This window comes from Massilia sp. ST3, assembly GCF_018119405.1.
GTDB lineage: Bacteria > Pseudomonadota > Gammaproteobacteria > Burkholderiales > Burkholderiaceae_D > Telluria.
The window spans coordinates 16,754-30,661 of the sequence record NZ_JAGPWC010000007.1 but is presented as its reverse complement, the minus strand read 5'-3'; the positions used below and the strand labels follow the sequence as shown (position 1 = coordinate 30,661).

At 65.4% G+C, this 13,908-nt stretch carries 10 protein-coding genes and 1 pseudogene; 3 read left to right on the top strand and 8 right to left on the bottom strand.

Translation table 11 applies throughout. The features are described 5' to 3' along the window. Nucleotides 1-61: 61 nt before the first annotated feature. The 3 genes from eno to KBW98_RS03835 all read right to left on the bottom strand — a co-directional run bounded on the left by eno (nt 62) and on the right by KBW98_RS03835 (nt 3,956). Nucleotides 62-1,348 (bottom strand): phosphopyruvate hydratase, encoded by a 1,287-nt coding sequence (gene eno, locus KBW98_RS03845; protein ID WP_211518810.1) that lies wholly within the window; start codon nt 1,346-1,348, stop codon nt 62-64. Nucleotides 1,349-1,422: 74 nt separating this feature from the next. After that, nucleotides 1,423-2,277 carry a 3-deoxy-8-phosphooctulonate synthase gene (gene kdsA, locus KBW98_RS03840; RefSeq protein ID WP_211518809.1) on the bottom strand — a complete coding sequence of 285 codons (855 nt, stop codon included), beginning with the start codon at nt 2,275-2,277 and terminating at the stop codon, nt 1,423-1,425. Beyond that, nucleotides 2,274-3,956 (bottom strand): CTP synthase, encoded by a 1,683-nt coding sequence (locus KBW98_RS03835; RefSeq protein WP_211518808.1) that lies wholly within the window; start codon nt 3,954-3,956, stop codon nt 2,274-2,276. The genes kdsA and KBW98_RS03835 overlap by 4 nt, the downstream gene beginning before the upstream one ends. A 218-nt stretch (nt 3,957-4,174) precedes the next feature. Between KBW98_RS03835 and KBW98_RS24175 the strand changes: the two are divergent. From KBW98_RS24175 to KBW98_RS03815, 3 genes and pseudogenes are all read left to right on the top strand, one after another. Next, nucleotides 4,175-5,351, top strand: a pseudogene (locus KBW98_RS24175) (YjgN family protein). 7 nt (nt 5,352-5,358) lie between these two features. Next, nucleotides 5,359-6,387 carry a M48 family metallopeptidase gene (locus tag KBW98_RS03820; protein ID WP_211518806.1) on the top strand — a complete coding sequence of 343 codons (1,029 nt, stop codon included), beginning with the start codon at nt 5,359-5,361 and terminating at the stop codon, nt 6,385-6,387. 159 nt (nt 6,388-6,546) lie between these two features. Next, nucleotides 6,547-8,256 carry a methyl-accepting chemotaxis protein gene (locus KBW98_RS03815; protein WP_211518805.1) on the top strand — a complete coding sequence of 570 codons (1,710 nt, stop codon included), beginning with the start codon at nt 6,547-6,549 and terminating at the stop codon, nt 8,254-8,256. A 209-nt stretch (nt 8,257-8,465) separates the two neighbouring features. On the opposite strand, the gene KBW98_RS03810 is transcribed toward KBW98_RS03815, so the two are convergent. From KBW98_RS03810 to KBW98_RS03790, 5 genes are all read right to left on the bottom strand, one after another. After that, nucleotides 8,466-9,341 (bottom strand): ParB/RepB/Spo0J family partition protein, encoded by an 876-nt coding sequence (locus KBW98_RS03810; RefSeq protein WP_211518804.1) that lies wholly within the window; start codon nt 9,339-9,341, stop codon nt 8,466-8,468. Between the two features lie 20 nt (nt 9,342-9,361). Continuing rightward, complete coding sequence (locus KBW98_RS03805; RefSeq protein WP_211518803.1) at nt 9,362-10,132, bottom strand: ParA family protein; 771 nt, start codon at nt 10,130-10,132, stop codon at nt 9,362-9,364. A gap of 121 nt (nt 10,133-10,253) precedes the next feature. Beyond that, complete coding sequence (rsmG, locus tag KBW98_RS03800; protein WP_211518802.1) at nt 10,254-10,901, bottom strand: 16S rRNA (guanine(527)-N(7))-methyltransferase RsmG; 648 nt, start codon at nt 10,899-10,901, stop codon at nt 10,254-10,256. Beyond that, nucleotides 10,898-12,829, bottom strand: coding sequence for a tRNA uridine-5-carboxymethylaminomethyl(34) synthesis enzyme MnmG (gene mnmG, locus KBW98_RS03795; RefSeq protein WP_211518801.1), 1,932 nt, complete (start codon nt 12,827-12,829; stop codon nt 10,898-10,900). Before mnmG ends, rsmG begins: the two co-directional genes overlap by 4 nt. 194 nt (nt 12,830-13,023) lie before the next feature. Then, complete coding sequence (locus tag KBW98_RS03790) at nt 13,024-13,794, bottom strand: TSUP family transporter (RefSeq protein ID WP_211518800.1); 771 nt, start codon at nt 13,792-13,794, stop codon at nt 13,024-13,026. Nucleotides 13,795-13,908 lie beyond the last annotated feature (114 nt).

Sequence of the window (13,908 nt, the reverse complement as noted above, 5' to 3'; positions counted from 1 at the left end):
GTCAACTACGCAGGTCAACTGCGGCAGGGGGCCGGCCGGAAGGGCCGGCCGGCCCGTGGGATTACTTCAGGTTGTAGAAGGCGTCGCGTCCCGGGTAGCTGGCGACGTCGCCCAGGTCTTCCTCGATGCGCAGCAGCTGGTTGTACTTGGCCATGCGGTCCGAACGCGACATCGAGCCGGTCTTGATCTGCAGGGCGTTCAGGCCAACCGCGATGTCCGCGATGGTCGAGTCTTCGGTTTCGCCCGAGCGGTGCGAGATCACGGCGGTGTAGCCGGCGCGCTTGGCCATCTCGATGGCGGCGAAGGTCTCGGTCAGGGTGCCGATCTGGTTGATCTTGATGAGGATCGAATTGGCGATGCCCTTCTGGATGCCTTCTTTCAGGATCTTGGTGTTGGTGACGAACAGGTCGTCGCCCACCAGCTGCACTTTCTTGCCCAGGGCGGCGGTGAGGGTCGCCCAGCCTTCCCAGTCGCCTTCGTGCATGGCGTCCTCGATCGAGATGATCGGGTACTTGTCGCACCAGGTGGCGAGCATGTTGGTGAAGTCGGCGCTTGAAAGCGACAGGCCGCCCTCACCTTCCAGCACGTACTTGCCGTCCTTGTAGAATTCGCTCGCGGCGCAGTCCAGGCCCAGGGCGATGTCCTGGCCCGGCACGTAGCCGGCCTGCTCGATCGCCTGCATGATCAGCTTGATCGCTTCTTCATGGTTGGCGACCGACGGAGCGAAGCCGCCTTCGTCGCCGACGGCGGTGTTCAGGCCCTTCGCGTGCAGGATCTTCTTCAGGGTGTGGAACACCTCGGCGCCGTAGCGCATGGCTTCCTTGAACGACGGGGCGCCCACCGGGATGATCATGAATTCCTGGATGTCCAGGTTGTTGTCGGCGTGTGCGCCGCCGTTGATGACGTTCATCATCGGCACCGGCATCTGCATCGCGCCCGAACCGCCGAAGTAGCGGTACAGCGGCAGGCCGGCTTCCTCGGCCGCGGCCTTGGCCACGGCCATCGACACGGCCAGCATGGCGTTGGCGCCCAGGCGGCTCTTGTTCTCGGTGCCGTCGAGATCGATCAGGGTGCGGTCCAGGAAGGCTTGCTCATTGGCGTCCAGGCCCATGATCGCTTCGGAGATCTCGGTGTTGATATTTTCGCAGGCTTGCAGCACGCCCTTGCCGAAGTAGCGCTTCGGATCGCCGTCGCGCAGTTCGATCGCTTCGCGCGAGCCGGTCGAGGCGCCCGACGGGACGGCGGCGCGGCCCATCACGCCCGATTCGAGCAGGACGTCGCATTCCACGGTCGGGTTGCCGCGCGAGTCGATGATTTCACGGCCGATAATATCAACAATAGCACTCATGTAAACACTCTCCGATAAGGGGTAAAAAACGTGAAGAGGCGCGCCCAGCCGCAGGGCGCGCCTCATAGATGCTGTTACTTGAAGTCGGCTTCCAGGAAACCGGTCTTCTTGACGATGCGGTCGATCTCGACGAGGGTGGTCAAGAGTTCCTTCATGCGGCCAAGCGGCACGGCGTTCGGGCCGTCCGACAGCGCATTGGCCGGATCAGGGTGGGTCTCCATGAACAGGCCGGCGATCCCCGACGCCACGGCGGCGCGCGACAGGACCGGGATGTGCTCGCGCTGGCCGCCGGACGAGGTGCCCTGGCCGCCCGGCAGCTGCACCGAGTGGGTCGCGTCGAACACCACCGGGCAGTTCGATTCGCGCATGATGGCCAGCGAACGCATGTCCGAGACCAGGTTGTTGTAGCCGAACGAGACGCCGCGCTCGCAGGCCATGAAGTTGTCTTCGTTCAGGCCCGCTTCGCGTGCCGCGGCGCGCGCCTTGTCGATCACGTTCTTCATGTCGCCGGGAGCCAGGAACTGGCCCTTCTTGATGTTGACCGGCTTGCCCGAACGCGCGCAGGCGTTGATGAAGTCGGTCTGGCGGCACAGGAAGGCCGGGGTCTGCAGCACGTCGACGACACTCGCCACCACCGGGATTTCTTCCTCGGTGTGGATGTCGGTCAGGACCGGCACGCCGATCTGCTTGCGCACCTCGGCCAGGATCTCCAGGCCCTTCTCCATGCCCGGACCGCGGAAGGACTTGCCCGACGAGCGGTTGGCCTTGTCGAAGGACGATTTATAGATGAAGGGAATGCCCAGCGCGCTGGTGATTTCCTTCAGCGTGCCTGCGGTGTCCAGCGCCATCTGGCGCGATTCGATCACGCAGGTGCCTGCGATCAGGAAGATCGGCTGGTCGAGGCCGACGTCGAAACCGGCGAGTTTCATGCTGCATCTCCTTGCAGTGCCGGCGCTTGTGCGTTCGCCGCCACGTTGGTGTTGGCCGACTGGTGCGCCAGGGCGGCCTTGATGAACGACGTGAACAGCGGATGGCCGTTACGCGGGGTCGACTTGAACTCCGGGTGGAACTGCACGCCCACGTACCATGGGTGCACGTCGCGCGACAGTTCCATGATCTCGAGCAGGTCTTCGTTCGGAGTGCGCGCCGCGACCACCAGGCCGGCCGCTTCGATGCGCGGCAGGTAGAAGTTGTTGCCTTCGTAGCGGTGGCGGTGGCGCTCGGTCACGACGTTGCCGTAGATCTCGGCCGACAGCGTGCCCGGATTCACCGCGCAGGTCTGCGCGCCCAGGCGCATGGTGCCGCCCAGGTCGGAATTGCTGTCGCGTTTCTCGACCTTGCCGTCATGGTTCTGCCACTCGGTGATCAGGGCCACGACCGGCTGGTCGGTGTCCGGATCGAACTCGGTGGAGTTCGCGTTCGGCAGGCCGGCCACGTGGCGGGCGTACTCGATCAGCGCGACCTGCATGCCCAGGCAGATGCCCAGGTAAGGGATCTTGTTTTCGCGGGCATAGCGGGCGGCCTGGATCTTGCCTTCCACGCCACGCTTGCCGAAGCCGCCCGGCACCAGGATGGCGTCGTACTTGGCCAGGTGCGCGCAGCCCTTGTTCTCGATCTCTTCCGAGTCGAGGTATTCGATGTTGACGCGGCTCTCGGTGTGGATGCCGGCGTGGCGCAGGGCCTCGGTCAGGGACTTGTACGATTCGATCAGGTCGACGTACTTGCCCACCATGCCGATGGTGACTTCGCGCTTCGGGTTCTCCAGGGTGTGGATCAGCTTGGTCCACATCGACAGGTCGGCCTTCGGCGCTTCCAGGCCGAGGGCTTCCAGGATGATGTCGTCCAGGCCCTGGTCGTGCAGCACCTGCGGCACCTTGTAGATGGTGTCCACGTCCCACACGCTGATCACGGCCTGCTCTTCCACGTTGGCGAACAGCGAGATCTTGGCGCGCTCGTCGTCCGGGATGCGGCGGTCGGCGCGGCACAGCAGCGCGTTCGGCGAAATGCCGATCTCGCGCAGCTTCTGCACGCTGTGCTGGGTCGGCTTGGTCTTGAGTTCGCCGGCCGAGGAGATGTAGGGAACCAGGGTCAGGTGCACGAAGGCCGCGCCCTTGCGGCCCTGGCGCAGCGACAGCTGGCGCGCCGCTTCCAGGAAGGGCAGCGACTCGATGTCGCCCACGGTGCCGCCGATCTCGACCAGCGCCACGTCCACGCCTTCGGCGCCGCGGCGGATGTAGTCCTGGATCTCGTTGGTGATGTGCGGGATCACCTGCACGGTCTTGCCCAGGTATTCGCCGCGGCGTTCCTTGCGGATCACCGATTCGTAGATCTGGCCGGTGGTGAAGTTGTTCACCTTCTTCATGCGGGTGCTGATGAAGCGCTCGTAGTGGCCCAGGTCCAGGTCGGTCTCGGCGCCGTCGTCGGTGACGAACACTTCGCCGTGCTGGGTCGGGCTCATGGTGCCCGGATCCACGTTGATGTACGGGTCGAGCTTGAGCATGGTGACTTTGAGGCCGCGGCTCTCGAGGATCGCGGCGAGGGAGGCGGCCGCGATCCCTTTGCCCAGGGAAGACACGACGCCGCCAGTGACGAATACGAATTTGGTCATTGTGCAGATAGGTGCCGGACGGCACGCGCGGGAAATTGAAATTATACCTTAAACGCGCAAAGTCTTCTGTCCAACAAGTCAACTTCCTGGGTGAAGCGGGACGCTTGTCGGAAAAAAGGCAAGCCGATACACGTTCCATAACCCAACATGCATTAACTATTTGCTATCGACCGGATAGCGCTTATGATGCCCGCACTCTTCGTTATTCCTGGCTTGCCATGATCCTCGCACCAGATGCCGTTTCCTCCGCCGCGCAGGAGTTTCCCGCGCCCCCTCCCCTTGCCCGCGCCGAGCCCGCGCCCGGGGTGCAGGCCGCCGTGCAGGTCCACGTTCCCGTCTTTACGGGCAGCGGCCAGGAGTATTTCCGCATCTGGGTCGTCAACCTGCTCCTGAGCCTGGTCACACTGGGCATCTATTCGGCTTGGGCCAAGGTGCGCCGCCTGCAGTACTTCGACCGCAACACCCGGCTGGCCGGCGCCTGCTTCGACTTCCGCGGCGATCCCAAAGCGGTCCTGCGCGGCCGCCTCCTGGCCCTGGTGCTGCTCGCCGGCTACCACTACGCTTTCGGCTTCTCGGTCGCCTTCGGCGTGGTCGTGGTCGGCGCGATCCTGGCAGCCCTGCCCTACCTGATGCGCGGCGCGCTGCGCTTCCGGCTTGCCAACACAGTACCGCGGCTTGTGGCTGGGCTTTTCCGGCTCCGTGTCCGAGGCCTACCGGTGCTACACGGCGCCGGTGGCGACCTTCCTGCTGCCCGGCCTGCTGCTGGCCGTGTTTCCCGAACAGCCGGCGTGGGGCGGGCTGGCGTCCCTGCTCTACATCGGCTGGCCGCTGATGCATGGGCAGATGAAGGCTTACCAGCATAGCCACCTGCTGTTCGGGAACCGGGCCGCCGCCTACGAGCTGAGCCCGTGGCGCTTCTACCGCCCCTACCTGGTGGCCGGCGGTCTCGGTCTCGTTCTCATGGTCGCCGTCGGCATTTTCGCCGCGGGCGTGGTCGCCGCCATGGGCCAACGCGACGGGGTCATGGTAACGCTGCTGCCGATGGCCATCGCAGCCTTGACGGGCTACCTCGCGTATCTGCTGGCCGGCCCTTTCATGCAGGCGCGCCTCGCCAACCTGGCCTGGTCGCACACCCTGTTTTCCGGCGTGCGCATCGAATCGAACATTCCGGTGCGCGGTTTCGTCTCCCTGCAATCGAAGAACCTCCTGCTGACCGTGTTTACGCTCGGCCTCTACCGCCCCTTCGCCGTGGTCGCGGCCTACCGCTACCGGCTCGAACATATCCGTGTCGAAGTCGACGGCGATGTCGAGGCCTCTGCGCGCGCCGCCCAGGGCCGCAACAGCGCCGCCGGCGACGGCGCGGCCGATGGACTCGGCATCGATTTGTCCTGGTAACCGACACATGACTACAGCGTATTTTTTCGACGGCGTCAGCGCGCGCCTGCACACGGTCGATCTCACCGCCGGCAGCGCCGGCCTGCGCCTGCGCGGCGCGGTCGAGCGCGACTATCCGCTCGCCGGCACCACCCTGGCCGAACCCTTCGCCGGCGCCCCGGCCGTGCTCTACTTCTCCGACGGCGCACGCTGCGAAGTGCCTTCGCCCGCCGCGGGCGCCGCGCTGGCCGGCCTGCTCGGCTACCGCAAGCCGCTGGCCGTGCGCTGGCAGGAACGCATCGGCGCGGCGCTTGCCTGCCTGGTGCTGCTGGTGCTGCTGCTGGCGGCGACCGTCCATTGGGGCATCCCGGCCGCCACCGAACGCATCGCCGCCGCCTTGCCCGAGGAAGTCGACCGGACCCTCGGCGCCTCCGCGCTGGCCGCCCTCGAACACCAGGACCTGCTGCTGCCTTCGCGCTTCAGCGAGCAGCGCGTGGCGCAACTGGAAGCGCTGCTGGAATCGGTGGCCCCGGGCGACAAGCGCCTGCGCCTGCTGGTGCGCGACGCGCCGCAGATCGGCCCCAATGCCATGGCCCTGCCCGACGGCAGCATCGTGCTGACCGACCAGATGGTGCGCATGGTGATCGGCGACGGCGACTTGACCGAGGAAGCCTCGGCGGCCCTGGCCGGCATCCTGGCCCATGAAGCAGGCCACGTGCGCCTGCGCCATTCGGCGCGTTCGCTGACCCGCGCCTCGCTGATGGCGGCGCTGTCGGCCACCCTGTTCGGCGACTTCAGCGCCGTGGCCGCCGGTGCGCCCGCGCTGCTGATGGACCTGAAATTCTCGCGCGCCATGGAACTGGAAGCGGACGACCATGGCCTGAAGCTGATGCTGGAACATGGCATCCCGGTCGGGCCGCTCGCCACCCTGTTCGAAACGCTGGGCGAGGACGAACCGGAAGAAAGCTGGATCGATGTGACGTCCGGGTATATCTCGACCCATCCCGCCAGCCACGAGCGCGCAGAGCGCCTGCGCAAAGCCGCCGGGATTGAGTAGACAAACTGGCAAGGGTGTGCCTGAAACGCTACACAAAGTCACAAATTTAAAGCGTTAACATTGCCGTTCGGCAATAATCTATGCTTTCCGACTTTCCGTGCCCGACTTCTATCGCTCCTGCCGTCTGACGGCGGAAGCGCCAGCGCCCACTCTTCCATCATGAGCACCTTCAATAAACTGAATATCGGCACGCGGCTCGCCGCAGGCTTCGCACTGACCCTCATCTTCACCGGCCTGATCGCCGCCGTCGGCGTCTGGCGCCTCAACCAGGTGGCCGACGAAACCCGCGAGATCCTTGCCCAGCCGCTGGCCAAGGAACGCATGATCGCCGAGTGGTATACCCAGATCTTCGCCGCCGTACGCCGCACCGCCGCCATCGTCAAGAGCAGCGATCCGTCGCTGGGGGCCTACTTCAAGGAAGATGCGGCCGCCACCGGCAAGCTGTCGGCCGACCTGGTCAAGCAGATCGAGCCGCTGATCGGCGGCGAGGATGAAACCGCCCTGTTCAAGGCGGTCATGGAACACCGCAAGGCCTACAGCGCGGCGCGCGACAACGCCGTCAAGGCCAAGGCCGAAGGCAACGTCGAACTTGCCGACCAGATCCTCGAGCAGCAGTTCACCCCGGCCTCGAAGGCCTACCAGGAAAAGGTGCGCGAACTGCTCGACCTGCAGCACAAGCGCATCGGCGCCAGCGCCGCCGAGATCGACGCCGCCGCCAGCCGCGGCAAGCTCCTGATCGCCTCGCTGGCCGCGGCCGCGCTGGCGCTGGGCGCCGTGTTCTCGTGGCTGCTGACGCGCTCGATCACCGTGCCGCTGCGCGAAGCCGTGCGTGCCGCCGAAACCGTGGCGGCCGGCGACCTGACCCACCGCATCGACACCACCAGCGGCGCCGAGACCGGCGCCCTGCTGCGCGCGCTGGGCAACATGAACGACAGCCTGGCGCGCATCGTGAGCGAAGTCCGCACCGGCACCCAGGCCATCAGCGGCGCGTCGAGCGAAATCGCCGCCGGCAGCTTCGACCTGTCGAGCCGCACCGAGCAGCAGGCCGCCTCGCTCGAGGAGACCGCCGCTTCGATGGAAGAACTGACCGGCACCGTACGCCAGAACGCGGACAACGCGCGCCAGGCCAACCAGCTGGCGATCGCCGCCTCCAATGTGGCCAGCGAAGCCGGCGCCTCGGTCGAGCAGGTGATCGCGACCATGGGTTCGATCAACGAATCCTCGCGCAAGATCGTCGACATCATCGGCGTCATCGACGGCATCGCCTTCCAGACCAACATCCTGGCGCTGAACGCGGCCGTGGAAGCGGCGCGCGCCGGCGAGCAAGGCCGCGGCTTCGCCGTGGTGGCCTCGGAAGTGCGCAGCCTGGCCCAGCGCTCGGCCTCGGCGGCTAAGGAGATCAAGCAGCTGATCGGCGACTCGGTCGAGAAGGTCGACGCCGGCGCCAAGCTGGTCGACCATACCGGCGTCACGATGCAGGAAGTGGTGAGCTCGATCCGCCGCGTGACCGACATCATGGGCGAGATCAGCTCGGCCAGCCAGGAGCAGATCCAGGGCATCGACCAGGTCAACCAGGCGATGTCGCAGATGGACGAGGCGACCCAGCAGAATGCCGCCCTGGTCGAGGAAGCGACCGCCGCCACCAGCTCGCTGCAGCAGGAAGCGGCGCGCCTGGCGCAGGTGGTCGACGTGTTCAAGGTCGGCCACGATGCGGCGCAGCCGGTGACACGCGCCGCCGCCGCCAAGCTGGCGGCGCCGCGCGCAGCGGCGCCGGTCAAGCGTCCGGCTCCCGTGTCCGCACCGGCCAAGGCCTCGCGTCCGGCCGCGAAGGCCGCCGCGACCGTCGGGGACGAGTGGGAACAGTTCTGATTGCGCTGCCAGCCATGCCTGGCTGCATTCACCCGCGGCCTAAGAGCCGTGGGGGGGGGGGGGGGGGGGGGGGCGGGGGGGGGGGGGGGGGGGGGCCGCCCCCCCCCCCCCCCCCCCCCCCCCCCGCTACAGCCACCGCCAGCGCATCCGGTAGGGTGGACGGGTCTCCCGTCCACGCGTTCAAGCAGCTGATGTGTTGTCGAAATGCATCAAGCACGCAGCCGCGCCAGCACGCCATCCAGGATATCCAGGTCGGCGAAGTCGATGATCAGCTGCCCCTTCCCTTTCGCGCCCATCTTGAACATGACCGGCGTCGCCAGCTTGTCCGAGAGCTCTTCTTCCAGGCGCACGATGTCGCCCGGCTTTTCCTTGGCGCGCGGCGCCGCGGCCGGGGCATTTTGTTCCTCGATGGCGCGCGCCACCAGCTTTTCGGTCTCGCGCACCGACAGGCGCTTGGCGATCACGTGGTTCGCCAGGGCGATCTGGTTCGCGCTGTCCACCGCCAGCAGGGCGCGGGCGTGGCCCATGTCGATATCGCCCGCCATCAGCATGGTCTGCACCGGCTGGGCCAGGTTGATCAGGCGCAGCAGGTTCGAGACCGCGCTGCGCGAACGGCCGACCGCGGCCGCCGCCTGTTCGTGGGTGAAATTGAAATCCGAGATCAGGCGCTGGATGCCCTGGGCTTCCTCGAGCGGGTTCAGGTCTTCGCGCTGGATGTTTTCGATCAGGGCCATCGCCGCGGCGGCCTGGTCGTCGACGTCGCGCACCAGGACCGGGATCTCTTCCAGGCCGGCCATCTGCGCCGCGCGGAAGCGGCGTTCGCCGGCGATGATCTCGTAGCCCGCGGCCGAGCCAGCCGGCAGCGGTCGCACCAGCACCGGCTGCATGATGCCCTGGGTCTTGATCGAGGACGCCAGCTCGCTGAGCGAGCCTTCGTCCATGCGGGTGCGCGGCTGGTACTTGCCGGCCTGGATCTGGCCGACCGGCAGTGCCGACGGATTGTTTGCCGCCGGCGCCGGCTCGCTGTCGCCGCCGAGCAGCGCGTCGAGACCGCGGCCGAGTCCTTTCAGTTTTTTGGTTGCCATGTTGTTCTAGCTCTAAGTGATTACATTGTCTTGATGCGCTCGACCATCTCGGCGCCGAAGGCGATGTACGCCTGCGCGCCCTTCGAGGACGGATCGAACACCACGCCCGGCATGCCGTAGGACGGCGCTTCGGCCAGGCGCACGTTGCGCGGGATGATGGTCTTGAAGACCTTGTCGCCGAAGTGCTGCTCGAGCTGGCTCGAGACCTGCTGCGACAGGGTCATGCGCGGATCGAACATCACGCGCAGCAGCCCGATGATGCGCAGGTCGGTGTTCAGGTTGGCGTGCACCTTCTTGATCGTGTTGACCAGGTCGGACAGGCCTTCGAGCGCGTAGTACTCGCACTGCATCGGGATGATCACGCCGTGCGCGCCGCACAGGCCGTTCAGCGTAAGCAGCGAGAGAGCGGGCGGGCAGTCGATCAGGATGAAGTCGTAGTCGGCGTCGACCTTGGCCAGCGCTTCCTTCAGGCGGCGCTCGCGGTTATCCAGCGCCACCATCTCCACTTCGGCGCCGGCCAGCTCACGGTTGGCGGGCAGCACGTCGAAGCGCCCGGATTCCGAGCGCAGGCGCGCCGCGGACACGTCCGCCTCGCCCAGCAGCACCTGGTAGATCGATGCCTCGAGCTCGGCCTTGTTGATGCCCGCCCCCATCGTGGCGTTGCCCTGGGGGTCGAGGTCGACCAGCAGCACGCGCTGGTTCAGCTTGGCCAGGCCTGCCGCCAGGTTGACGGAGGTTGTGGTCTTGCCGACGCCCCCTTTTTGATTCGCAACGCAAAATATCTTCGCCATCTATTCTTTCCGTGAACGCGACAACAAGACGCTATACCGTTCATATCATACAAACCATTGCAACGATTTATAAGGAATAAACGGTATAAACTATTTATACTCTTTATACTCGGTATACTGTTTAAACGCTTCTCTCGATGAACACGAGGTGGCGTTCCGCTCCCAGCCTCGGCACCTGCAGGGGCTGCAAATTCGTCACTTTCCACTGTGCCGGCAGCCGCTCCCGCTCCTCGCTCGGGGCCACCCCTTTCAAGGCGATGAATTTGCCGCCCTCCGCCAACAGGTGTCCCGACCACTCCACGAAATCCGACAGGTCGGCGAAAGCGCGCGAGGTGATGACGTCGAATTTGTCGCTTACCTCCAGTTCCTGCACCTTCTTCGTGTACACGGTGACCTTGGCCAGGCCCAGCTCCGCCTTCACCTGGGTGAGGAAGGCGGTTTTCTTGTGCACGGTGTCGATCATCGACACCTTCATGTCCGGGCGGGTGATCGCCAGCACGATGCCCGGCAAACCGCCCCCTGCCCCCACGTCCAGCACATTGCGCGCGCCCGCGAAGGCGGGCACCGCGGCCAGCGAATCGAGCAGGTGGTGGGTCACCATCTGCATCGGGTCGCGCAGCGAAGTCAGGTTGTAGACCGAATTCCACTTGGCCATCAGCTGGACATAGTCCATCAGCTGCGTCTGCTGTTCCGCCGGAATATCCAGCTTCATCTCGCCGATACCCTCGACAAGGACTTTTTCCAGTGCGCTGCGGTCGAATCCCCTCATTGCGCCTGCTCCGCCGGTGCGTTGGTAAAGCCCTTGGCGCCGCGCTTTTTCAGGTGCACCAGCAGCAGAGAAATCGCCGCCGGGGTCACGCCCGAGATGCGCGAAGCCTGGCCCAGGGTTTCGGGCCGCTGCTTGTCCAGCTTCTGGCGTACCTCGATCGACAGGGCTGCGATCTCCAGGTAGTTCAGGTTCTCGGGCAGCTTGAGGTTTTCGTAGTGCTCGTGACGCTCGACTTCGCGCGCCTGGCGGTCGATGTAGCCGGCGTACTTGATCTGGATTTCCACCTGTTCCTTCACGGCCGGATCGTCCACGCCTGGGCCGGCCAATGCCTGCCCCTCGCTGCCGGTCATGGACATCAGGGTGTCGTACTCGACGCCGGGACGGCGCAGCAGGTCGGCGAGGTTGTACTCGCGCTCGATCGCCTGCCCCACTACGCGCTCGGATTCGGCGGCGGCCAGGATGCGCGGGTTGACCCAGGTGGAACGCAGGCGTTCCAGCTCGCGGGCCACGGATTCGCGCTTGGTCTCGAAAGCCGCCCATTGCGCGTCGCCGACCACGCCCAGCTGGCGGCCGATTTCGGTCAGGCGCATGTCGGCGTTGTCTTCGCGCAGCGAGAGGCGGTATTCCGCGCGGCTGGTGAACATGCGATAAGGCTCGGCCACGCCCTGGGTGGTGAGGTCGTCGACCAGCACGCCCAGATAGGCTTCCGAGCGGCCCGGGGTCCAGGCATCCTTGCCCTGGGTTTGCAGGGCGGCGTTGAGGCCGGCCAGCAGGCCCTGGGCCGCGGCTTCCTCGTAGCCGGTGGTGCCGTTGATCTGGCCCGCGAAGAACAGGCCCTTGATCGCCTTGGTTTCGAGCGAGGCCTTGAGGCCGCGCGGATCGAAGTAATCGTATTCGATGGCGTAGCCGGGACGCAGGATGAAGGCGTTTTCCAGGCCGCGCATGGAGCGCACCAGGTCCAGCTGCACGTCGAACGGCAGGCTGGTCGAGATCCCGTTCGGGTAGAACTCGTTGGTGGTCAAGCCTTCAGGCTCCAGGAAGATCTGGTGCGATTCTTTCGATGCGAAGCGGTGGATCTTGTCTTCGATCGAGGGGCAATAGCGCGGGCCCACGCCTTCGATCACGCCGGTGTACATCGGGCTGCGGTCCAGGCCGGAGCGGATGATGTCGTGCGTCTTTTCATTAGTGTGCGTGACCCAGCACGGCACCTGGCGCGGGTGCATGGCGGCATTGCCCATGTATGAGAACACCGGCACCGGGTCGAGGTCGCCCGGCTGCTCGGACAGGGCCGAGAAATCGATGCTGCGGCCGTCGATGCGCGGCGGCGTGCCGGTCTTCAGGCGGCCCTGGGGCAGCTTGAGTTCCTTCAGGCGCGCGGACAGCGAAGACGCGGGCGGGTCGCCGGCGCGGCCGCCGGAATAGTTCTGCAGACCGACGTGGATCTTGCCATCGAGGAAGGTGCCAGCGGTCAAGACCACGGCACGAGCGCGGAACTGCAGGCCGATCTGGGTGACGGCGCCGACCACGCGGTCGCCCTCCACCACCAGGTCGTCTACCGCTTGCTGGAACAGCCACAGGTTGGGCTGGTTTTCCAGGCGCGAACGGATCGCCGCCTTGTACAGCACGCGGTCAGCCTGGGCGCGGGTGGCGCGCACGGCCGGTCCCTTGGACGAGTTCAGGATGCGGAACTGGATACCGGCTTCATCGGTCGCGATGGCCATGGCGCCGCCAAGGGCGTCGACTTCCTTGACCAGGTGGCCCTTGCCGATGCCGCCGATGGATGGGTTGCAAGACATCGCCCCGAGGGTTTCGATGTTGTGCGTGAGCAGCAGGGTCTTTTGACCCGTGCGCGCTGACGCGAGTGCGGCTTCGGTTCCGGCATGGCCGCCGCCGACGACGATGACGTCGAATTCAGTAGGAAATAGCATGATGGGAGTAAAGCGAGGAGACTAATGCGCGATTATAGATTCTTTTTTCTTGTGGGACTCTCAACCGGTCCGGAAAACGACGAATTTTGTTCCACGTGAAACACTACTCGACAATATTGTCAGTTGGTTCCACGTGAAACAATCAATAAAAAAGCCGGGACAAACCCGGCCTCATTGTTTCACGTGGAACAGCCTTACCAGCCGATCTTGATAAATGCGTCGTAGGCCGTCTTCAGGATCAGTCCTGTCACCACGCACAGGAAGAGCTTGCGGACAAAACCACTGCCGTGCTTCAGCGCCAGCTTGGTGCCGATCAGGGAGCCGACGATCTGGCAGCCCGCCATCATCAGGCCGATCTGCCACAGCAAATGGCCGCTATACCCGAACCACAACAGGGCCGAGAGATTGCAGGCCACATTGACGATCTTCGCCGCGGCCGACGCGCTGAGGAAGTCGAAGCCAAAGAAACGGACGAACAGGAAGATCAGGAAGCTGCCGGTGCCGGGGCCAAAGAAACCATCATAAAAACCGATGGCAGCGCCGATGCCGATCGCCCAATAGCGTTCGGCCATGCCACTGTGGACCGGCGCGTGGACGGAACCGAGATCCTTCTTCCTGAAGGTGTAGACGGCGACCGCCACCAGGACGATCGGCAGCAGTGTACGTACAAAGTCGGCCGGTACGTGCGTGACGGTCCAGGCGCCGGCAAAGGACAGCACGAAGGCGGCAAGGGCGGCGGGCGCCGCGGTGCTCCATGCGACCCGCACGCGGCGTGCGTAGTTCACCGCCGCTGTGCTGGTACCGAAGATGCTGGCCAGTTTGTTGGTGCCGATCAGGGTGGCCGGCGCTTCCTTCGGCAGGATGGAAAAGATGGCGGGAATCTGGATCAGGCCACCGCCGCCGACCACGGCGTCGACCAGCCCGGCGGCGAACGCGGCGGCGCCGAGCCATACGAAGTCAATCATGGGGAACTTTCGGATTGGTGCTGAGCCAGCATTTTAAGCCAAGCGCACTTCCCCAGTGCAAGTCCAACCCGCGGCGAGGATGAGGTAAGCTCTAGGCACAACACCACGGAGACC